Genomic DNA, 20,654 nt, shown 5'->3' on the forward strand with positions numbered 1-20,654 from the left:
AAATAATGAAACAAGGAATTCATCCTGAGTATCACCAAGTAATCTTTTTAGATACTACTACAAACTTCAAATTCTTAAGCGGTTCTACAAAAACATCTTCAGAAATGATGGAGTGGGAAGATGGAAAAGAATACCCAGTTATTCGTTTAGATATTTCATCTGATTCACATCCATTCTACACTGGACGTCAAAAATTCGCTGCTGCGGATGGACGTGTGGAACGTTTCAACAAAAAGTTTGGTCTTAAATCAAACAACTAATATAGTAATCGTTAAGCTGTCTGCATCCAATAATGGAATTGTAGACAGCTTTTTTATTTATAAGCGTAGTAAGGGTATATACTTACGACTGTGTTCAAAAAAGTGACTCAATACCATGTTGTTAATACATAATGATAAATTCCCCCTTCATTAAAGTTTGTATTGAGTAGAAAAATCGCACGAATAAAAAGGAACAAAGTAGAATAGCTGTATATAAATATGCAAGACAAATTTATAAAATAATTGTTCATGTACAATATCGATATAATTATGAAAAAGACATTTATGAATATTTGAAATATGATATAATAAAGCGATTATGTTTTGAAAAAGGTGGAACTCTCAATGTATGAAACTTACCATTCCGGTTGGATAGAATGTATTACAGGTAGTATGTTTAGCGGTAAATCCGAAGAACTTATAAGACGTTTAAGAAGGGGCATATACGCTAAACAAAAAGTCGTTGTATTTAAACCGGCGATTGATGATCGATATCATAAAGAAAAAGTGGTCTCTCATAATGGTAATGCCATTGAAGCGATTAATATTTCTAAAGCAAGTGAAATTATGACGTATGACTTAACTAATGTTGATGTTATTGGAATAGACGAAGTGCAATTTTTTGACGATGAAATTGTAAGTATAGTAGAAAAACTATCAGCAGATGGACACCGTGTTATTGTTGCTGGATTAGATATGGATTTTAGGGGCGAACCGTTCGAACCAATGCCTAAATTGATGGCTGTCAGTGAACAAGTAACGAAACTTCAAGCAGTTTGTGCTGTTTGTGGTTCTTCATCTAGTAGAACGCAACGATTAATAAATGGTAAACCAGCTAAAATCGATGATCCGATTATCTTAGTAGGTGCCAATGAAAGTTATGAGCCACGTTGTCGCGCGCACCATATCGTAGCACCTAGTGATAATAATAAGGAGGAATTATAAGTGTTTGATCAATTAGATATTGTAGAAGAAAGATACGAACAGTTAAATGAACTGTTAAGTGACCCAGATGTTGTAAATGATTCAGATAAATTACGTAAATATTCTAAAGAGCAAGCTGATTTACAAAAAACTGTAGATGTTTATCGTAACTATAAAGCTAAAAAAGAAGAATTAGCTGATATTGAAGAAATGTTAAGTGAAACTGATGATAAAGAAGAAGTAGAAATGTTAAAAGAGGAAAGTAGCGGTATTAAAGCTGAACTTCCAAATCTTGAAGAAGAGCTTAAAATATTATTGATTCCTAAAGATCCTAATGATGACAAAGATGTTATTGTAGAAATAAGAGCAGCAGCTGGTGGTGATGAGGCTGCGATTTTTGCTGGTGATTTAATGCGTATGTATTCAAAGTATGCTGAATCACAAGGATTCAAAACTGAAATAGTAGAAGCGTCTGAAAGTGACCATGGTGGTTACAAAGAAATTAGTTTCTCAGTTTCTGGTAATGGTGCGTATAGTAAATTGAAATTTGAAAATGGTGCGCACCGCGTTCAACGTGTGCCTGAAACAGAATCAGGTGGACGTATTCATACTTCAACAGCTACAGTGGCAGTTTTACCAGAAGTTGAAGATGTAGAAATTGAAATTAGAAATGAAGATTTAAAAATCGACACGTATCGTTCAAGTGGTGCAGGTGGTCAGCACGTAAACACAACTGACTCTGCAGTACGTATTACCCATTTGCCAACTGGTGTCATTGCAACATCTTCTGAGAAGTCTCAAATTCAAAACCGTGAAAAAGCAATGAAAGTGTTAAAAGCACGTTTATACGATATGAAAGTTCAAGAAGAACAACAAAAGTATGCGTCACAACGTAAATCAGCAGTCGGTACTGGTGATCGTTCAGAACGTATTCGAACTTATAATTATCCACAAAGCCGTGTAACAGACCACCGTATAGGTCTAACGCTTCAAAAATTAGGGCAAATTATGGAAGGCCATTTAGAAGAAATTATAGATGCACTGACTTTATCAGAGCAGACAGATAAATTGAAAGAACTTAATAATGGTGAATTATAAAGAAAAGTTAGATGAAGCAATTCATTTAACACAACAAAAAGGGTTTGAACAAACACGAGCTGAATGGTTAATGTTAGATGTATTTCAATGGACGCGTACGGACTTTGTAGTCCACATGCATGATGATATGCCGAAAGCGATGATTATGAAGTTCGACTTAGCATTACAACGTATGTTATTAGGAGAGCCTATACAGTATATAGTTGGCTTTGCCTCATTTTATGGTAGAACGTTTGATGTAAACTCAAATTGTTTGATACCAAGACCTGAAACTGAAGAAGTAATGTTGCATTTCTTACAACAGTTAGAAGATGATGCAACAATCGTAGATATCGGAACGGGTAGTGGTGTACTTGCAATTACTTTGAAATGCGAAAAGCCGGATTTAAATGTTATTGCTACTGATATTTCACTTGAAGCAATGAATATGGCTCGTAATAATGCTGAGAAGCATCAATCACAAATACAATTTTTAACAGGGGATGCATTAAAGCCCTTAATTAAAGAAGGTATCAAGTTGAACGGCTTGATATCTAATCCACCATATATAGATGAAAAAGATATGGTTACGATGTCTCCAACGGTTACGAGATTCGAACCACATCAGGCATTGTTTGCAGATAACCATGGATATGCTATTTATGAATCAATCATTGAAGATTTACCTCACGTTATGGAAAAAGGCAGCCCAGTTGTTTTTGAAATTGGTTACAATCAAGGTGAGGCACTTAAATCAATAATTTTAAGTAAATTTCCTGACAAAAAAATCGACATTATTAAAGATATAAATGGCCACGATCGAATCGTCTCATTTAAATGGTAATTAGAAGTTATGCCTTTGCTATGATTAGTTAAGTGCATAGCTTTTTACTTTGTATTATGATAAATAAGAAAGGCGTGATTAAGTTGGATACTAAAATTTGGGATGTTAGAGAATATAATGAAGATTTACAGCAATATCCTAAAATTAATGAAATAAAAGACATTGTTTTAAACGGTGGTTTAATAGGTTTACCAACTGAAACAGTTTATGGACTTGCAGCAAATGCGACAGATGAAGAAGCTGTAGCTAAAATATACGAAGCTAAAGGCCGTCCATCTGACAATCCGCTTATTGTTCATATACACAGTAAAGTTCAATTAAAAGATTTTACATATACTTTGGATCCACGCGTAGAAAAGTTAATGCAGGCATTCTGGCCGGGCCCTATTTCGTTTATATTGCCGTTAAAGCCAGGCTATCTATGTCGAAAAGTTTCTGGAGGTTTATCATCAGTTGCTGTTAGAATGCCAAGCCATTCTGTAGGCAGACAATTATTACAAATCATAAATGAACCTCTAGCTGCTCCAAGTGCTAATTTAAGTGGTAGACCTTCACCAACAACTTTCAATCATGTATATCAAGATTTGAATGGCCGTATCGATGGTATTGTTCAAGCTGAACAAAGTGAAGAAGGATTAGAAAGTACGGTTTTAGATTGCACATCTTTTCCTTATAAAATTGCAAGACCTGGTTCTATAACAGCAGCAATGATTACAGATATACTTCCGAATAGTATCGCCCATGCTGATTATAATGATACTGAACAGCCAATTGCACCAGGTATGAAGTATAAGCATTACTCACCCAATACACCACTTACAATTATTACAGATATTGAGAGCAAAATTGGAAATGACGGTAAAGATTGGTCTTATATAGCTTTTATTGTGCCGAGTAATAAGGCGGCGTTTATACCAAGTGAAGCGCAATTCATTCAATTATGTCAGGATGACAATGATGTTAAACAAGCAAGTCATAATCTTTATGATGTGTTACATTCACTTGATGAAAATGAAAATATTTCAGCTGCGTATATATACGGCTTTGAGCTGAATGATAATACAGAAGCAATTATGAATCGCATGTTAAAAGCTGCAGGTAATCACATTATTAAAGGGTGTGAACTATGAAGATTTTATTCGTTTGTACAGGTAACACATGTCGTAGCCCATTAGCGGAAAGTATTGCAAAAGAGGTTATGCCAAATCATCAATTTGAATCAAGAGGTATATTCGCTGTGAACAATCAGGGTGTTTCGAATTATGTTGAAGACTTAGTTGAAGAACATCATTTAGCTGAAACGACCTTATCGCAACAATTTACTGAAGCAGATTTGAAAGCAGATATTATTTTGACGATGTCGTATTCGCACAAAGAATTAATAGAGGCACACTTTGGTTTGCAAAATCATGTTTTCACATTGCATGAATATGTAAAAGAAGCAGGAGAAGTTATAGATCCATACGGCGGAACAAAAGAAATGTATGTACATACCTATGAAGAACTTGTAAGTTTAATTTTAAAATTAAAAGATATTATTTGCTAGTAGGAATTCTGTATAATTAGTATATGTTAACAGTTAAATAAGTTATAATAGAGGAGTGTAGCACTTTGCTATATTCCTTTTTTATTTTTAGGAAGGGTGGGCTTTTATGGAAGATTTGACAATGTTATTAGACGAATTAAAAGATATGTCATTTTTTAATAAAGGAGATATATGTTTAATTGGATGTTCAACATCGGAAGTCATAGGCGAAAAAATAGGGACTGTCGGTTCGATGGAAGTTGCAGAAACTATTTTTAATGCATTAGATGTTGTGAGTAAAGAGACAGGCGTTACTTTTGCTTTTCAAGGATGTGAACATATCAACAGAGCGATAACAATAGAAAAATCTCAGTTTAATCCATTAACAATGGAAGAAGTTTCCGTCGTTCCAGATGTACATGCTGGAGGGAGTTTGGCAACATACGCTTTTCAGCATATGAAGGATCCGATCGTGGTCGAACATATTACTGTTCCTTGTGGAATTGATATTGGTCAAACATTAATAGGCATGCATATTAAACATGTATGTGTACCTGTAAGGACCTCAGTAAAGCAAGTAGGACAGGCAATTGTAACTATTGCCACATCTAGGCCGAAAAAGATTGGTGGCGAACGTGCTAAATACCAATAAGTTTTTTTGAAAGAAGGGGAGATTTTATGTCTTATATCACCAAGCAAGATAAAGTTATCGCAGAAGCAATCGAGAGAGAATTTCAGAGACAAAATAGCAACATAGAGTTAATCGCATCGGAAAATTTTGTATCGGAAGCGGTTATGGAAGCACAAGGTTCAGTGTTGACTAATAAGTATGCTGAAGGCTATCCAGGACGCCGATATTATGGTGGCTGTGAGTTTGTAGATGTTACTGAAAGCATCGCAATTGATCGTGCTAAAGCATTGTTTGGAGCTGAACATGTCAATGTTCAACCACATTCAGGTTCACAAGCGAACATGGCTGTTTACTTAGTTGCATTAGAAATGGGCGACACAGTTTTAGGTATGAATTTGAGTCATGGTGGTCACTTGACACATGGGGCGCCTGTTAATTTTAGTGGTAAATTCTACAATTTCGTTGAATATGGAGTAGATAAAGACACAGAACGAATTAATTATGATGAAGTTCGTAAATTAGCGTTAGAGCATAAGCCTAAGCTTATTGTGGCAGGTGCATCAGCATATTCAAGAACAATTGACTTCAAAAAGTTTAAAGAAATCGCAGATGAAGTAAACGCTAAGTTAATGGTAGACATGGCACATATTGCAGGATTAGTAGCGGCAGGTTTACATCCAAATCCAGTAGAATATGCTGATTTTGTAACAACTACAACACACAAAACATTACGCGGACCACGTGGTGGTATGATTTTATGTAAGGAAGAATATAAAAAAGACATAGATAAAACAATTTTCCCTGGTATTCAAGGTGGACCTCTTGAGCATGTTATTGCAGCAAAAGCAGTTGCTTTTGGAGAAGCGTTAGAAAATAATTTCAAAACGTATCAACAACAAGTGGTTAAAAACGCAAAAGTTCTTGCAGAAGCATTAATTAATGAAGGATTTAGAATTGTTTCTGGCGGTACAGATAATCACTTAGTAGCTGTTGATGTAAAAGGGTCTATAGGACTTACTGGTAAAGAAGCTGAAGAGACTTTAGATTCAGTTGGTATCACATGTAACAAAAATACCATTCCGTTCGATCAAGAAAAACCTTTTGTAACGAGTGGTATACGTTTAGGTACACCTGCTGCAACAACGCGTGGATTTGATGAAAAAGCTTTTGAGGAAGTTGCAAAAATCATCAGTTTAGCATTGAAAAATAGTAAAGATGAAGAAAAATTACAACAAGCTAAAGAACGCGTTGCGAAATTAACAGCTGAATATCCTCTATATCAATAAACATACACAAAGATAGGAGTAATTTTTATGAGTAAAGTACACGTTTTCGATCATCCATTAATTCAACACAAACTAAGCTATATTAGAGATGTAAATACAGGTACTAAAGAATTTAGAGAACTTGTAGACGAAGTTGGTATGTTGATGGCATATGAAGTAACTAGAGACTTAGAGCTTCAGGATGTTGATATTGAAACGCCTGTAACTAAAATGACGGCTAAACGATTAGCTGGTAAAAAATTAGCTATCGTTCCAATTTTAAGAGCTGGTTTAGGTATGACTGATGGTATTTTAAGTTTAGTACCTGCAGCAAGAGTTGGACATATCGGTTTGTATCGAGATCCCGAAACATTAAAGGCTGTAGAGTATTTTGCTAAGTTACCTCAAGATATTACTGAAAGACAAATCATTGTTGTTGATCCTATGTTAGCAACAGGCACATCAGCAATTGAAGCTATTACTTCATTGAAGAAACGTGGCGCTAAAAATATTCGCTTCATGTGTTTAATTGCAGCACCAGAAGGCGTAGAAAAGATGCATGAGGCACATCCAGATGTAGATATTTATATTGCTGCACTTGATGAAAAGCTAAATGACAAAGCATATATCACACCAGGGTTAGGCGACGCTGGAGATAGATTGTTTGGTACTAAATAGAAGAATCGGAGATAAGTAGTTTGATGAAAAAGATTATGACCATATTTGGAACAAGACCCGAAGCCATAAAGATGGCTCCTTTAGTTAAAGCTTTGGAACAAGAAAAAATGCTCGAGCCAATTGTTGTTGTTACAGCACAGCATAGAGAAATGCTTGATTCAGTATTAAGTACCTTTGAAATCAAACCAAAATACGATTTGAATATTATGAAATCAGGACAGACACTTTCTGAGATAACTTCTAAATCAATCACTCAATTAGAACAAGTGATTCAATTAGAAAAACCAGACATGGTACTTGTACATGGTGATACGATGACGACATTTGCAGGTGGTTTAGCGGCATTTTATAATCAAGTGCCGATTGGACACGTTGAAGCAGGGCTTAGAAGTTATGATAAATATTCACCTTTTCCGGAAGAGGTGAATAGACAATTAGTTGGTGTATTAGCTGACTTACATTTTGCACCTACTAAAAATGCTGCATCGCATTTGTTAAGTGAAGGGAAATATTCAGAAAGTGTTGTTGTCACTGGTAATACAGCGATTGATGCTATGAAATATACAGTTGATGACAATTATAAATCTAACATTATGGATAAATACCATGACAAAAAATTCATTCTTATGACAGCACACCGACGAGAAAATATCGGGCAACCCATGGAAAATATATTTAAAGCGGTTAGACGCTTAATAGATGAGTATACTGATTTAGCACTAGTATATCCAATGCATAAAAACCCGAAAGTTCGAGAGGTGGCTCAAAAGATTTTAGGTAGTCATGACAGAATTGAATTGATTGAACCTTTGGACGTAGTAGATTTCCATAATTTTGCTAAAAAATCTTATTTTATTTTGACAGATTCAGGTGGAATTCAGGAAGAAGCGCCATCATTTAATAAGCCAGTTTTAGTTTTGCGAAGCGTTACAGAACGTCCTGAAGGTGTTGAAGCTGGCACATTAAAAGTCATTGGAACAAATAAGCAAAATGTGTATCAAGCTGCAAAAGAATTAATCGATGATGAGAGATTATATCATCAAATGTCTGAAGCATCTAATCCTTACGGTGATGGATTTGCTTCAGAAAGAATAGTTAATCATATTAAGTATTATTTGAATTTAATCACTGAAAAACCAAGCGATTTCTGAGGAAAATAGACTTTTTGTCTAATTGTGTCTAAATTGTGTCTAACTATGCTTATTTTTTTACAACAATTTGAATAGAATTGACACCACAAATCGCCTATATTATCATTTAGTTTGTATGAGTGGAACGGTTTTCATGATTGATATCAGTCACACGGAGGCATATAAAATGAGTCGTTTCTACAACATTTTTAAACAGTTCATTCAATATTATTTTTATCTAATAATAATATTGGGAGGATTATACCTTTATACACACCATGCATTTATCTTAGGATTAATCATTGGTGTTACTGGTTCTGCAATCAACACATGTATTTTTGAATGCTATTTAGCTAAAGCTAAAAGACCAGACACTTTGCATATTTCAACTGGAAATATGTGGCGATACTTAGTTGCAATTATTGCCTGTATGATTTGGTACTTTAATAAAGCGCATGTAAGTATAATCGGTATAATTGTTGGTTTAATGATTTCATATGTTGTAGTTATCATACGTCCTTTACTAAAGGTGAGCAAATAAATTAAGAAAGAGGTGAGATTATGGATCACAAATCCCCGCTCGTGAGTTGGAATTTATTCGGTTTTGATATCGTTTTCAATTTATCAAGTATATTGATGATACTTGTTACGGCGTTTCTTGTTTTTCTACTTGCTATCATTTGTACGCGTAATTTGAAAAAAAGACCAACTGGCAAACAAAATTTCGTTGAATGGATTTTTGATTTCGTGAGGGGAATCATTGAAGGTAACATGGCTTGGAAAAAAGGTGGTCAATTCCACTTCTTAGCAGTAACGCTGATTCTGTACATTTTTATAGCTAATATGTTAGGTCTTCCGTTTTCTATAGTAACGAAAGATCACACATTGTGGTGGAAATCACCAACAGCTGATGCAACAGTGACTTTAACGTTGTCTACAACGATAATACTGTTAACTCACTTTTATGGAATTAAAATGCGTGGTACGAAACAATATCTTAAAGGTTATGTACAGCCGTTTTGGCCATTGGCAATTATTAATGTTTTTGAAGAGTTCACTTCAACATTAACGCTTGGTCTGCGTTTGTACGGTAACATATTTGCAGGTGAGATACTATTAACATTACTTGCTGGCTTATTCTTTAACGAACCAGCATGGGGTTGGATTATTAGTATCCCAGGATTAATTGTTTGGCAAGCATTTTCAATATTTGTAGGAACAATCCAAGCATATATCTTTATTATGCTTTCGATGGTTTATATGTCACATAAAGTGGCAGATGAACACTAAAAATTTCAATAATTATATACAATCACAGGAGGAAATTAAATTATGAATTTAATCGCAGCAGCAATCGCAATTGGTTTATCAGCATTAGGAGCAGGTATCGGTAACGGTTTAATCGTTTCAAGAACAGTTGAAGGTGTAGCACGTCAACCAGAAGCACGTGGTCAATTAATGGGTATCATGTTCATTGGTGTAGGTTTAGTTGAGGCATTACCTATCATCGGTGTAGTAATTGCATTCATGACATTTGCTGGATAATTAACAGATAAAAAGAGGTCGGGACAAAGCGCATAGGACATAATTCATGATGCATATATAGTAATATCTTTGAACTTTATTAAATAGTTGAGATATGAACGCACCATGCCTATCGCATAAATTCAGTAGGTCCTAACCTCGTCGTTTTTTTCTATATAACACTAGCGATTATTTTAATGAAAGGAGTGTCATGAACCCGTGACTGAAACAGCTAACTTATTCGTTCTTGGTGCAGCTGGAGGCGTTGAGTGGGGTACTGTGATTGTACAGGTCCTAACTTTCATCGTGTTACTTGCGTTACTTAAAAAGTTCGCATGGGGTCCATTGAAAGATGTAATGGATAAACGTGAAAGAGATATTAACAGAGATATCGATGACGCAGAACAAGCTAAGTTAAATGCACAGAAACTTGAAGAAGAAAATAAACAAAAACTTAAAGAAACACAAGAAGAAGTTCAAAAGATTTTAGAAGATGCTAAGGTTCAAGCACGTCAACAGCAAGAACAAATTATTCATGAAGCAAACGTACGTGCAAACGGTATGATTGAAACAGCACAAAGTGAAATCAATAGCCAAAAAGAACGTGCCATTGCAGATATTAATAATCAAGTATCTGAACTATCAGTGTTAATTGCTTCTAAAGTTCTTAGAAAAGAAATTTCTGAACAAGACCAAAAAGCATTGGTTGACAAGTATCTAAAAGAGGCAGGCGATAAATAATGGTAAAAGTAGCTAACAAGTATGCTAAAGCATTATTTGACGTGTCATTAGATACAAATAATTTAGAAACTATTAATGAAGAATTAACAGTTATAAATGAAGCAGTAAAAGATAAAATTGAGCAATTGAAAATGGTTGACAGTAATCCAACTCAAACAGCAGAACAACGTCGTGAGTTGATTAATGGTGTATTTACTGACATTAATCCATACATTAAAAATATGATGTACGTGTTAGCAGATAATAGACATATCTCATTAATAGCTGACGTATTCAAGGCGTTCCAAAGCTTATATAACGGACACTACAATCAAGATTTTGCAACAATTGAGTCAACATATGAATTGAGTCAAGAAGAGTTAGATAAGATTGTCAAACTAGTAACTCAACAAACGAAGTTATCTAAAATTATTGTAGATACAAAAATTAATCCAGATTTAATTGGTGGATTTAGAGTTAAAGTCGGCACAACTGTATTAGATGGTAGTGTTAGAAATGATCTTGTCCAATTACAAAGAAAATTTAGAAGAGTTAATTAATTATAAAGAGGAGTGACATAGATGGCCATAAAAGCTGAAGAAATCAGTGCATTACTTCGCTCACAAATTGAAAATTATGAGTCAGAAATGTCCGTAACTGATGTAGGTACTGTATTACAAATTGGTGATGGTATTGCATTAATTCACGGATTAAATGACGTTATGGCTGGTGAGCTAGTAGAATTCCATAACGGCGTACTTGGTTTAGCCCAAAACCTTGAAGAGTCAAACGTGGGTGTGGTTATTTTAGGACCATACACAGGTATTACTGAAGGTGACGAAGTTAAACGTACTGGTCGTATCATGGAAGTACCAGTAGGTGAAGAACTAATCGGAAGAGTTGTTAATCCATTAGGACAACCTATTGATGGACAAGGACCGATTAACACAACTAAAACACGTCCAGTAGAGAAAAAAGCTACTGGTGTAATGGATCGTAAATCAGTAGATGAGCCATTACAAACAGGTATCAAAGCAATTGATGCTTTAGTACCAATTGGTAGAGGTCAACGTGAGTTGATCATCGGTGACCGTCAAACAGGTAAAACAACAATTGCAATTGACACAATTTTGAACCAAAAAGATCAAGGTACGATTTGTATCTATGTTGCTATTGGTCAAAAAGATTCAACAGTAAGAGCAAATGTTGAAAAGTTAAGACAAGCAGGCGCTTTAGACTACACTATTGTTGTAGCAGCATCAGCTTCTGAACCTTCTCCATTATTATATATTGCACCATATTCAGGTGTAACAATGGGTGAAGAATTCATGTTTAACGGTAAACATGTTTTAATCGTTTATGATGATTTAACTAAACAAGCAGCAGCTTATCGTGAGTTATCATTATTATTACGTAGACCTCCAGGTCGTGAAGCATACCCAGGTGACGTATTCTACTTACATAGTAGATTATTAGAAAGAGCAGCAAAATTAAACGATGACTTAGGTGGCGGTTCAATTACTGCATTACCAATTATCGAAACACAAGCTGGTGATATTTCAGCTTATGTACCAACAAACGTTATTTCAATTACAGATGGACAAATCTTCTTACAATCTGATTTATTCTTCTCAGGTGTAAGACCAGCGATTAATGCCGGACAATCTGTATCTCGTGTTGGTGGATCTGCACAAATTAAAGCAATGAAGAAAGTTGCTGGTACGTTACGTCTTGACTTAGCGTCATACAGAGAACTTGAATCATTTGCACAATTCGGTTCAGACCTTGATGAATTTACTGCAAGTAAATTAGAACGTGGTAAACGTACTGTTGAAGTCTTAAAACAAGATCAAAACAAACCATTACCAGTTGAACACCAAGTGTTGATTATTTATGCATTAACAAAAGGATATTTAGATGATATTCCAGTTGTAGATATCACACGTTTTGAAGACGAGTTAAACCACTGGGCAGAATCAAATGCTACTGAACTGTTAAATGAAATCAGAGAAACTGGTGGCTTACCAGATGCTGAGAAGTTTGACACAGCAATTAACGAATTCAAAAAAAGCTTTAGCAAATCTGAATAATAAACAAGTTTAGTATAAGGTGGTGAGATAGTGGCTTCTCTTAAAGAAATAGATACTCGAATAAAATCAACCAAAAAAATGAAGCAGATTACGAAAGCGATGAACATGGTATCAAGTTCAAAACTTCGTAGAGCTGAAAAAAATACAAAACAATTCACACCATATATGGATAAAATGCAAGATGCAATTACTGCAGTTGCAGGGGCAAGTAGCAATACAAACCATCCAATGCTAAGACCTCGTAAAATTACTAGAAGTGGATATTTAGTTATCACGAGTGATAAAGGTTTAGCAGGTGCATATAGTGCAAACGTGCTTAAAAAATTGATTACTGATATTGAAGCGAAACATCAAGATAGTAGCGAATACAGTATTGTAGTTTTAGGGCAACAAGGTGTTGATTTCCTAAAAAATAGAGGTTATGACATTGAGTATTCTCAAGTAGACGTACCTGATCAACCTTCTTTCAAATCTGTTCAAGCACTAGCTAACCATGCTATAGACTTATACAGTGAAGAAGAAATTGATGAATTAAATATATACTATAGTCATTATGTCAGCGTTCTTGAAAACAAGCCTACATCTAGACAAGTATTACCATTATCTCAAGAGGATTCTAGTAAGGGACATGGTCATTTGTCTTCTTATGAATTTGAGCCAGATAAAGAATCTATCTTAAGTGTAATCTTGCCTCAATATGTTGAGAGTTTGATTTACGGAACAATATTAGACGCAAAAGCAAGTGAGCATGCAACACGTATGACTGCGATGAAAAATGCCACTGATAATGCAACTGAACTTATTGATGACTTATCATTAGAATATAACAGAGCGAGACAAGCAGAAATTACGCAACAAATTACTGAAATTGTTGGTGGTTCCGCAGCGCTTGAATAATATTTAAAGGAGGAAAATAGCATGGGAATTGGCCGTGTAACTCAAGTTATGGGTCCTGTAATTGATGTTCGATTTGAACATAACGAAGTTCCTAAAATTAATAACGCCTTGGTTATTGATGTGCCTAAAGAAGAAGGTACAATACAACTAACATTAGAAGTTGCGCTGCAATTAGGTGACGACGTTGTTCGTACAATTGCGATGGATTCAACTGATGGTGTCCAAAGAGGCATGGATGTAAAAGATACAGGCAAAGAAATTAGTGTACCTGTTGGTGACGAAACATTAGGTCGTGTATTTAATGTACTAGGTGAAACAATTGACCTTAAAGAAGAAATTAGTGATTCTGTTCGACGCGATCCTATCCATCGTCAAGCACCAGCATTCGATGAACTTTCAACAGAAGTTCAAATTTTAGAAACAGGTATTAAAGTAGTAGATTTACTAGCACCTTATATTAAAGGTGGTAAAATCGGATTGTTCGGTGGTGCCGGTGTAGGTAAAACAGTATTAATCCAAGAATTAATTAACAACATCGCTCAAGAGCACGGTGGTATTTCTGTATTCGCCGGTGTAGGTGAACGTACTCGTGAAGGTAACGATTTATACTTCGAAATGAGTGACAGTGGTGTAATTAAGAAAACAGCCATGGTATTCGGGCAAATGAATGAGCCACCTGGTGCACGTATGCGTGTTGCATTATCTGGTTTAACAATGGCTGAATATTTCCGTGACGAACAAGGTCAAGACGTATTATTATTCATCGATAACATTTTCAGATTTACACAAGCTGGTTCTGAGGTATCTGCATTATTAGGTCGTATGCCTTCTGCAGTAGGTTACCAACCAACACTTGCTACTGAAATGGGACAATTACAAGAACGTATTACGTCTACAACTAAAGGATCAGTTACTTCTATTCAAGCGGTATTCGTACCTGCCGATGACTATACTGACCCAGCGCCAGCGACAGCGTTTGCCCATTTAGATGCAACTACAAACTTAGAACGTAAATTAACTGAAATGGGTATTTATCCAGCCGTGGATCCATTAGCGTCTACATCAAGAGCATTGGAACCATCAATTGTAGGTCAAGAACATTATGAAGTAGCTCGTGATGTACAATCAACACTTCAAAAATACCGTGAATTACAAGATATCATTGCTATCTTAGGTATGGACGAATTATCTGATGAAGATAAACAAACAGTTGAACGCGCACGTAGAATTCAATTCTTCTTATCTCAAAACTTCCACGTAGCGGAACAATTTACTGGTCAAAAAGGTTCTTATGTACCTGTTAAGACAACAGTTGCAAACTTTAAAGATATCTTAGATGGTAAATATGATCATATTCCAGAAGATGCATTCCGTTTAGTTGGTAGCATGGATGATGTTATTGCAAAAGCTAAAGATATGGGTGTTGAAGTATAACAATTAGGAGGAATGGATAATGAATACATTAAACCTAGATATTGTCACTCCTAATGGTTCTGTTTACAATCGTGATAATGTTGAACTCGTTGTTATGCAAACAACAGCTGGTGAGATAGGTGTCATGAGTGGACATATTCCAACTGTAGCTGCTTTAAAAACAGGCTTTGTAAAAGTGAAATTTCACGATGGAACTGAGTATATTGCTGTAAGCGATGGCTTTGTTGAAGTTAGAAAAGATAAAGTTTCAATCATTGTTCAGACTGCAGAAACTGCAAGAGAAATTGATGTTGAAAGAGCTAAATTAGCCAAAGCAAGAGCAGAGTCTCACTTGGAAAATGATGACGACAATACTGATATTCATAGAGCCGAAAGAGCTTTAGAGAGAGCAAATAACCGTTTGCGTGTGGCTGAATTAAAATAGTAAATAAAGGGTCGAAGATGTGATTTCATATCTTCGACCCTTTTTTTGAATTATATTGATTTAAAAATACAAAACTTGAGAGGGGAGAAGGAATTGATAAAGAACCATTAAAGATTTATGATGTAGTGGTTCCTTATTATTAAACACAGCTAATGTGTATTTAAAAATAGGAATACATGAGTAAAACTCATGTATAAGAAATACTAATTTCTAAAGAAAAAGTATTTCTTTGTGTTGGGGCCCCGCCCCCATCTTGCACATTAATGTAAGCTGACTTTCCGCCAGCTTCTGTGTTGGGGCCCCGTCAACTACTGCCAAATATAACACTATAGAGTCTAGACATTGATTTATGTCCGACTCTCAAGAATAGTTTTACTTTTTACAATCACTAATAGATTGCTAAAATCAAAATTTCTTTTCACCACTTCTACAGTCGACGTTTCATTTTTTGAAAGTAGCTACATTTTTTCATGCCAAGATACTTTATAGTTATGATATTTATGTAAAAAGAATTATATAGTAAGTTAGCTTAAACTTTACTAAAAACGGGTATTAAACTTTGTATCATTATTTAAATTTTTCATGTACAATGTAATACAGTAATCTTATGAGGTGATAAAATGGATTATATCGGACAATATGCAGTTATCCATTTAGTGTTACATGTTGTATGTATTTGTATTGCCTATTGGGCTTTACAATCAATTAGATTAGATCAATTTTTTAAAAAAGGATACGCCACTCAATTACAAGTGTGTATGATATTTGTTGCTATTTTATTAGGCACTGCAGTAAGCAATTTTATTGTAGATTTGTTACAATACTCGACGCAGGTAAAATATTTAATAAAATAAGTCTAACTCTATGATTTGTAATCAAAACTAGATATAATTAAATAATGACTTAAAATAATTTTAAAATAGGGAAATGTAAAGTAATAGGAGTTCTAAGTGGAGGATTTACGATGGATAAAATAGTTATCAAAGGTGGAAATAAATTAACGGGTGAAGTTAAAGTAGAAGGTGCTAAAAATGCAGTATTACCAATATTGACAGCATCTTTATTAGCTTCTGATAAACCGAGCAAATTAGTTAATGTTCCAGCTTTAAGTGATGTAGAAACAATAAATAATGTATTAACAACCTTAAATGCTGACGTTACATACAAAAAGGACGAAAACGCTGTTGTCGTTGATGCAACAAAGACTCTAAATGAAGAGGCACCATATGAATATGTTAGTAAAATGCGTGCAAGTATTTTAGTTATGGGACCTCTTTTAGCAAGACTAGGACATGCTATTGTTGCATTGCCTGGTGGTTGTGCAATTGGAAGTAGACCGATTGAGCAACACATTAAAGGTTTTGAAGCTTTAGGCGCAGAAATTCATCTTGAAAATGGTAATATTTATGCTAATGCTAAAGATGGATTAAAAGGTACATCAATTCATTTAGATTTTCCAAGTGTAGGAGCAACACAAAATATTATTATGGCAGCATCATTAGCTAAGGGTAAGACTTTAATTGAAAATGCAGCTAAAGAACCTGAAATTGTCGATTTAGCAAACTACATTAATGAAATGGGCGGTAGAATTACTGGTGCTGGTACAGACACAATTACAATCAATGGTGTAGAATCATTACATGGTGTAGAACATGCTATCATTCCAGATAGAATTGAAGCAGGCACATTACTAATCGCTGGTGCCATTACTCGTGGCGATATTTTTGTACGTGGTGCAATCAAAGAACATATGGCTAGTTTAGTGTATAAATTAGAAGAAATGGGCGTTGAATTGGACTATCAAGAAGACGGCATTCGTGTAAGAGCTGAAGGAGATTTACAGCCTGTTGACATCAAAACATTACCGCATCCTGGTTTCCCAACCGATATGCAGTCACAAATGATGGCATTATTATTAACAGCAAACGGACATAAAGTAGTAACTGAAACTGTATTTGAAAATCGTTTTATGCATGTTGCAGAGTTCAAACGTATGAACGCGAACATCAATGTTGAAGGTCGCAGTGCAAAACTTGAAGGCAAAAGTCAATTGCAAGGTGCGCAAGTTAAAGCGACTGATTTAAGAGCAGCAGCAGCCTTAATTTTAGCTGGATTAGTTGCTGATGGTAAAACAAGTGTCACTGAATTGAATCATTTAGATAGAGGATATGTTGACTTACATGGCAAATTGAAGCAATTAGGTGCAGACATTGAACGTATTAACGATTAATTCAGTAAATTAATATAATGGAGGATTTCAACCATGGAAACAATTTTTGATTATAACCAAATTAAACAAATTATACCTCACAGACAGCCATTTTTATTAATTGATAAAGTAGTTGAATATGAAGAAGGTCAACGTTGTGTAGCTATTAAACAAGTATCAGGAAACGAACCGTTCTTTCAAGGACATTTTCCTGAGTATGCGGTAATGCCAGGTGTATTAATTACAGAAGCGTTAGCTCAAACAGGTGCGGTAGCTATTTTAAATAGTGAAGAAAATAAAGGTAAAATCGCTTTATTTGCTGGTATTGATAAATGTCGTTTTAAACGTCAAGTAGTACCTGGTGATACTTTAACGTTGGAAGTAGAAATCACTAAAATTAAAGGACCAATCGGTAAAGGTAATGCTAAAGCTACTGTCGATGGTCAACTTGCTTGTAGTTGTGAACTTACATTTGCAATTCAAGATGTAAAATAAAACAAAAAACATTCAAAGATTTAATGTGTTGGCATAATCTTTGAATGTTTTTTATTTTACTCTTCTAATTTTTCATCCTTTAACTTTGGTTTAGACTGCATCATTCGATTAAATGATTTTTTTAATTCTTCACCAGATAATCCATCATCAATAAGTTGTTCTAATAAACTTTCAGCATACTGTTGACGTAAAGTGTAAATATGACATTCAAATACGATAGACATTGTTGTTTTAAAATTTTTAATACTTTTCACAGTAGATTCAAATAAAGCTGGATCATTGGCTGGACGCGTGATGACGACACGAATATCCAATAACTGTTCATTGTCTTGATATTCCTTAAATGTTTCATAATGCTCATTAGAAATGACAATTTCAAGCAACCAACCCGTGCCACTTTCCTCTTTATTAATTATTACGCCATCTTCTAATTCATATTCTATAATTCTGCCGTGTTCATTTACAATTTGAAACCTTACTGCTTTAAAAGTTTTCATATTCCCACATCCCATTAGTTTAATATTTATGATTTTTGAATTAATTAGAAGAATTAAGGTCATTTCATGACTAATTTCTTTAAATATAACAAATAACGAGATGCTATAGCTATTAATTATATAAAATTTGCCATTTTGACCATTTTTAAGCTAGTAATTAAGATATAGGCATAGGAGGTGAATCACACACTACATGCTAAATAAAATCGTAATTGTCGGGAGACTGACGAAAGACGCACAAATATTTGAAAAGGAGGATAGAAAAATTGCAACGTTTTGTGTTGCAACGCACCGAAATTATAAAGATGAAAATGGAGAAATCGTCTGTGATTACTTATTCTGTAAAGCATTTGGCAAGTTAGCTTCTAATATAGAAAAATATACTAATCAAGGTACATTGGTTGGTATAACTGGTCAAATGAGATCAAGAAAGTATGATAAAGACGGACAAACACACTTTGTCACTGAATTATATGTTGAAACAATAAAATTTATGTCCCCTAAATCCCAAAATAATGAAATTCTCTCAGATAGTATTTTAGATATTGACTCTCAAAATATAGATAATCATGACTTATTAGAAATTTAAATCCAATTATCCTAAACATCCTTAATATACATTTAATCCATCCTAAATTTTTTATAGATCTAATTAACTTGAAATATACTCACTTAAAAACGACTTACATGACTAGTACTGTTGTGTAGGTCGTCTTTTTGTGTAGTTTTTCTAATAGAAAATAGACATAGATTGCAAAACGATTACATAAAAAATTGCAAATGAAAAACATTTTTACTGTCATAACAATTCTCGATAGAATCATATCTGAAATTATGGGGGATTTCGTTGTAATCACTGTGTAAAAAACAAGGCTATTTTTTTATTTTGTTGTAACCTGCACGGATTTTACAGATGTTACAGTAGTCTCTGTAAAACTTTTAGAGAAACAAATTACTTGTAGGAGGATTTTAAGATTATGAAGAAAACATTACTCGCATCATCATTAGCAGTAGGTTTAGGAATCGTAGCAGGAAATGCAGGTCACGAAGCCCATGCAAGTGAAGCGGACTTAAATAAAGCATCTTTAGCGCAAATGGCGCAATCAAATGATCAAACATTAAATCAAAAACCAATTGAAGCTGGCGCTTATAATTATACATTTGACTATGAAGGGTTTACTTATCACTTTGAATCAGATGGTACACACTTTGCTTGGAATTACCATGCAACAGGTGCTAATGGAGCAGACATGAGTGCACAAGCACCTGCAACTAATAATGTTGCACCATCAGCTAATCAAGCTAATCAAGTACAATCACAAGAAGTTGAAGCACCACAAAATGCTCAAACTCAACAACCACAAGCATCAACATCAAACAATTCACAAGTTACTGCAACACCAACTGAATCAAAAGCATCAGAAGGTTCATCAGTAAATGTGAATGATCATCTAAAACAAATTGCTCAACGTGAATCAGGTGGCAATATTCATGCTGTAAATCCAACATCAGGTGCAGCTGGTAAGTATCAATTCTTACAATCAACTTGGGATTCAGTAGCACCTGCTAAATACAAAGGTGTATCACCAGCAAATGCTCCTGAAAGTGTTCAAGATGCCGCAGCAGTAAAATTATATAACACTGGTGGCGCTGGACATTGGGTTACTGCATAAGCCATTTATGCATAGCTAACCAATAGTTATATAAGTAACTTTTAGATTGGAATATATCGGGGAATTCTCGATATGTTCCGGTCTTTTTTATTTCGCAAATATATATAATTATAGAATTATTATTTAAAGATAATAATACAACTGAGCAACAATAATTGAAAATGTTGAAACCGTTTGCTAAGATTAATTTGCAATTGAATACTAAGGAACTACTAGGGGAGCCTAATGATATGGCTGAGATGAACTGTTCAGACCCTTATGACCTGATTTGGTTAGTACCAACGTAGGAAAGTAGTTATTGAAGTGATGGGGCTAGTATAGCAACATTGCCATCAAACTACTTTCATGTTGGAAGTA

At 34.6% G+C, this 20,654-nt stretch carries 25 protein-coding genes and 1 riboswitch; of the genes, 24 read left to right on the top strand and 1 reads right to left on the bottom strand.

All coding sequences use genetic code 11. The features are described 5' to 3' along the window. Positions 1-5: 5 nt before the first annotated feature. The 22 genes from JV528_RS07545 to fabZ all read left to right on the top strand — a co-directional run bounded on the left by JV528_RS07545 (position 6) and on the right by fabZ (position 18,127). The gene (locus tag JV528_RS07545) at positions 6-260 is read left to right on the top strand and encodes a type B 50S ribosomal protein L31 (protein ID WP_000808968.1); all 255 of its coding nucleotides are present in this window, start codon (positions 6-8) and stop codon (positions 258-260) included. A 345-nt stretch (positions 261-605) separates the two neighbouring features. Then, entirely contained in the window at positions 606-1,205 is a 600-nt protein-coding gene (locus JV528_RS07550; RefSeq protein ID WP_204177633.1) for a thymidine kinase, read from the top strand. Further along, on the top strand, positions 1,206-2,282 hold the full coding sequence (prfA, locus tag JV528_RS07555) for a peptide chain release factor 1 (protein WP_000460244.1): 1,077 nt from the start codon (positions 1,206-1,208) through the stop codon (positions 2,280-2,282). Further along, positions 2,269-3,105, top strand: a complete 837-nt coding sequence (gene prmC / locus JV528_RS07560; RefSeq protein ID WP_000248731.1) for a peptide chain release factor N(5)-glutamine methyltransferase — start codon at positions 2,269-2,271, stop codon at positions 3,103-3,105. Before prfA ends, prmC begins: the two co-directional genes overlap by 14 nt. A gap of 83 nt (positions 3,106-3,188) precedes the next feature. Continuing rightward, on the top strand, positions 3,189-4,235 hold the full coding sequence (locus JV528_RS07565; RefSeq protein ID WP_000379896.1) for an L-threonylcarbamoyladenylate synthase: 1,047 nt from the start codon (positions 3,189-3,191) through the stop codon (positions 4,233-4,235). Further along, positions 4,232-4,651, top strand: a complete 420-nt coding sequence (locus tag JV528_RS07570) for a low molecular weight protein arginine phosphatase (protein WP_000697334.1) — start codon at positions 4,232-4,234, stop codon at positions 4,649-4,651. The genes JV528_RS07565 and JV528_RS07570 overlap by 4 nt, the downstream gene beginning before the upstream one ends. 106 nt (positions 4,652-4,757) lie before the next feature. Continuing rightward, the gene (locus JV528_RS07575; RefSeq protein ID WP_204177632.1) at positions 4,758-5,282 is read left to right on the top strand and encodes a TIGR01440 family protein; all 525 of its coding nucleotides are present in this window, start codon (positions 4,758-4,760) and stop codon (positions 5,280-5,282) included. 26 nt (positions 5,283-5,308) lie between these two features. Then, a complete protein-coding gene (gene glyA, locus JV528_RS07580; RefSeq protein WP_000120494.1) occupies positions 5,309-6,547 on the top strand; it encodes a serine hydroxymethyltransferase in 1,239 nt (412 codons plus the stop codon). A 27-nt stretch (positions 6,548-6,574) separates the two neighbouring features. After that, entirely contained in the window at positions 6,575-7,204 is a 630-nt protein-coding gene (gene upp, locus JV528_RS07585) for a uracil phosphoribosyltransferase (RefSeq protein WP_204254816.1), read from the top strand. A 23-nt stretch (positions 7,205-7,227) separates the two neighbouring features. Then, positions 7,228-8,355: a non-hydrolyzing UDP-N-acetylglucosamine 2-epimerase gene (gene wecB, locus JV528_RS07590; protein WP_000723421.1), complete on the top strand. Its 1,128-nt coding sequence runs from the start codon at positions 7,228-7,230 to the stop codon at positions 8,353-8,355. Between the two features lie 67 nt (positions 8,356-8,422). Continuing rightward, complete coding sequence (locus JV528_RS07595) at positions 8,423-8,875, top strand: ATP synthase subunit I (protein WP_078061117.1); 453 nt, start codon at positions 8,423-8,425, stop codon at positions 8,873-8,875. Between the two features lie 20 nt (positions 8,876-8,895). Then, entirely contained in the window at positions 8,896-9,624 is a 729-nt protein-coding gene (gene atpB, locus JV528_RS07600; protein WP_000349655.1) for a F0F1 ATP synthase subunit A, read from the top strand. A 42-nt stretch (positions 9,625-9,666) separates the two neighbouring features. Beyond that, positions 9,667-9,879 (top strand): F0F1 ATP synthase subunit C, encoded by a 213-nt coding sequence (gene atpE / locus JV528_RS07605; RefSeq protein ID WP_001048816.1) that lies wholly within the window; start codon positions 9,667-9,669, stop codon positions 9,877-9,879. Between the two features lie 198 nt (positions 9,880-10,077). Further along, positions 10,078-10,599, top strand: a complete 522-nt coding sequence (locus JV528_RS07610) for a F0F1 ATP synthase subunit B (protein WP_000140679.1) — start codon at positions 10,078-10,080, stop codon at positions 10,597-10,599. Next, positions 10,599-11,138, top strand: a complete 540-nt coding sequence (locus JV528_RS07615; RefSeq protein ID WP_000241343.1) for a F0F1 ATP synthase subunit delta — start codon at positions 10,599-10,601, stop codon at positions 11,136-11,138. The genes JV528_RS07610 and JV528_RS07615 overlap by 1 nt, the downstream gene beginning before the upstream one ends. 21 nt (positions 11,139-11,159) lie before the next feature. Further along, on the top strand, positions 11,160-12,668 hold the full coding sequence (gene atpA, locus JV528_RS07620; RefSeq protein WP_000974881.1) for a F0F1 ATP synthase subunit alpha: 1,509 nt from the start codon (positions 11,160-11,162) through the stop codon (positions 12,666-12,668). 30 nt (positions 12,669-12,698) lie between these two features. Further along, complete coding sequence (gene atpG, locus JV528_RS07625; protein WP_000157603.1) at positions 12,699-13,565, top strand: ATP synthase F1 subunit gamma; 867 nt, start codon at positions 12,699-12,701, stop codon at positions 13,563-13,565. A gap of 21 nt (positions 13,566-13,586) precedes the next feature. After that, positions 13,587-14,999, top strand: coding sequence for a F0F1 ATP synthase subunit beta (gene atpD, locus JV528_RS07630; RefSeq protein WP_000511135.1), 1,413 nt, complete (start codon positions 13,587-13,589; stop codon positions 14,997-14,999). A 19-nt stretch (positions 15,000-15,018) separates the two neighbouring features. Continuing rightward, complete coding sequence (locus JV528_RS07635) at positions 15,019-15,423, top strand: F0F1 ATP synthase subunit epsilon (protein ID WP_001094394.1); 405 nt, start codon at positions 15,019-15,021, stop codon at positions 15,421-15,423. Between the two features lie 620 nt (positions 15,424-16,043). Continuing rightward, a complete protein-coding gene (locus JV528_RS07640) occupies positions 16,044-16,277 on the top strand; it encodes a DUF1146 family protein (protein ID WP_000384523.1) in 234 nt (77 codons plus the stop codon). A 110-nt stretch (positions 16,278-16,387) separates the two neighbouring features. Then, a complete protein-coding gene (gene murA / locus JV528_RS07645; protein ID WP_000358002.1) occupies positions 16,388-17,653 on the top strand; it encodes a UDP-N-acetylglucosamine 1-carboxyvinyltransferase in 1,266 nt (421 codons plus the stop codon). Positions 17,654-17,686: 33 nt separating this feature from the next. Further along, complete coding sequence (gene fabZ / locus JV528_RS07650) at positions 17,687-18,127, top strand: 3-hydroxyacyl-ACP dehydratase FabZ (protein ID WP_000447678.1); 441 nt, start codon at positions 17,687-17,689, stop codon at positions 18,125-18,127. Positions 18,128-18,183: 56 nt separating this feature from the next. Here the strand turns inward: fabZ and JV528_RS07655 are convergent, their stop codons facing one another. Continuing rightward, the gene (locus JV528_RS07655; protein ID WP_000846746.1) at positions 18,184-18,624 is read right to left on the bottom strand and encodes a YwpF-like family protein; all 441 of its coding nucleotides are present in this window, start codon (positions 18,622-18,624) and stop codon (positions 18,184-18,186) included. 193 nt (positions 18,625-18,817) lie between these two features. On the opposite strand from JV528_RS07655, the gene JV528_RS07660 reads away from it, so the two are divergent. Together JV528_RS07660 and sceD are read left to right on the top strand one after the other, a co-directional pair. Continuing rightward, entirely contained in the window at positions 18,818-19,213 is a 396-nt protein-coding gene (locus JV528_RS07660; RefSeq protein WP_000932694.1) for a single-stranded DNA-binding protein, read from the top strand. Between the two features lie 388 nt (positions 19,214-19,601). Next, positions 19,602-20,297 carry a lytic transglycosylase SceD gene (sceD, locus tag JV528_RS07665; protein ID WP_000751999.1) on the top strand — a complete coding sequence of 232 codons (696 nt, stop codon included), beginning with the start codon at positions 19,602-19,604 and terminating at the stop codon, positions 20,295-20,297. 204 nt (positions 20,298-20,501) lie between these two features. Then, a riboswitch (TPP riboswitch) is annotated at positions 20,502-20,604 on the top strand. The last annotated feature ends 50 nt before the right edge of the window (positions 20,605-20,654 follow it).

The organism is Staphylococcus sp. GDB20D11A (genome assembly GCF_016893255.1).
In the GTDB taxonomy this organism is placed as follows: Bacteria; Bacillota; Bacilli; order Staphylococcales; family Staphylococcaceae; genus Staphylococcus; species Staphylococcus aureus.

Excerpts from the sequence above, each read along its gene's own strand:
- JV528_RS07545 (WP_000808968.1), top strand. The coding sequence starts at position 6 with ATGAAACAAGGAATTCATCCTGAGTATCACCAAGTAATCTTTTTAGAT.
- JV528_RS07550 (WP_204177633.1), top strand. The coding sequence starts at position 606 with ATGTATGAAACTTACCATTCCGGTTGGATAGAATGTATTACAGGTAGT.
- prmC (WP_000248731.1), top strand. The coding sequence starts at position 2,269 with ATGGTGAATTATAAAGAAAAGTTAGATGAAGCAATTCATTTAACACAA.
- JV528_RS07570 (WP_000697334.1), top strand. The coding sequence starts at position 4,232 with ATGAAGATTTTATTCGTTTGTACAGGTAACACATGTCGTAGCCCATTA.
- JV528_RS07575 (WP_204177632.1), top strand. The coding sequence starts at position 4,758 with ATGGAAGATTTGACAATGTTATTAGACGAATTAAAAGATATGTCATTT.
- glyA (WP_000120494.1), top strand. The coding sequence starts at position 5,309 with ATGTCTTATATCACCAAGCAAGATAAAGTTATCGCAGAAGCAATCGAG.
- upp (WP_204254816.1), top strand. The coding sequence starts at position 6,575 with ATGAGTAAAGTACACGTTTTCGATCATCCATTAATTCAACACAAACTA.
- wecB (WP_000723421.1), top strand. The coding sequence starts at position 7,228 with ATGAAAAAGATTATGACCATATTTGGAACAAGACCCGAAGCCATAAAG.
- atpB (WP_000349655.1), top strand. The coding sequence starts at position 8,896 with ATGGATCACAAATCCCCGCTCGTGAGTTGGAATTTATTCGGTTTTGAT.
- atpE (WP_001048816.1), top strand. The coding sequence starts at position 9,667 with ATGAATTTAATCGCAGCAGCAATCGCAATTGGTTTATCAGCATTAGGA.
- JV528_RS07615 (WP_000241343.1), top strand. The coding sequence starts at position 10,599 with ATGGTAAAAGTAGCTAACAAGTATGCTAAAGCATTATTTGACGTGTCA.
- atpA (WP_000974881.1), top strand. The coding sequence starts at position 11,160 with ATGGCCATAAAAGCTGAAGAAATCAGTGCATTACTTCGCTCACAAATT.
- atpD (WP_000511135.1), top strand. The coding sequence starts at position 13,587 with ATGGGAATTGGCCGTGTAACTCAAGTTATGGGTCCTGTAATTGATGTT.
- JV528_RS07635 (WP_001094394.1), top strand. The coding sequence starts at position 15,019 with ATGAATACATTAAACCTAGATATTGTCACTCCTAATGGTTCTGTTTAC.
- JV528_RS07640 (WP_000384523.1), top strand. The coding sequence starts at position 16,044 with ATGGATTATATCGGACAATATGCAGTTATCCATTTAGTGTTACATGTT.
- murA (WP_000358002.1), top strand. The coding sequence starts at position 16,388 with ATGGATAAAATAGTTATCAAAGGTGGAAATAAATTAACGGGTGAAGTT.
- fabZ (WP_000447678.1), top strand. The coding sequence starts at position 17,687 with ATGGAAACAATTTTTGATTATAACCAAATTAAACAAATTATACCTCAC.
- JV528_RS07655 (WP_000846746.1), bottom strand. The coding sequence starts at position 18,624 with ATGAAAACTTTTAAAGCAGTAAGGTTTCAAATTGTAAATGAACACGGC.
- JV528_RS07660 (WP_000932694.1), top strand. The coding sequence starts at position 18,818 with ATGCTAAATAAAATCGTAATTGTCGGGAGACTGACGAAAGACGCACAA.
- sceD (WP_000751999.1), top strand. The coding sequence starts at position 19,602 with ATGAAGAAAACATTACTCGCATCATCATTAGCAGTAGGTTTAGGAATC.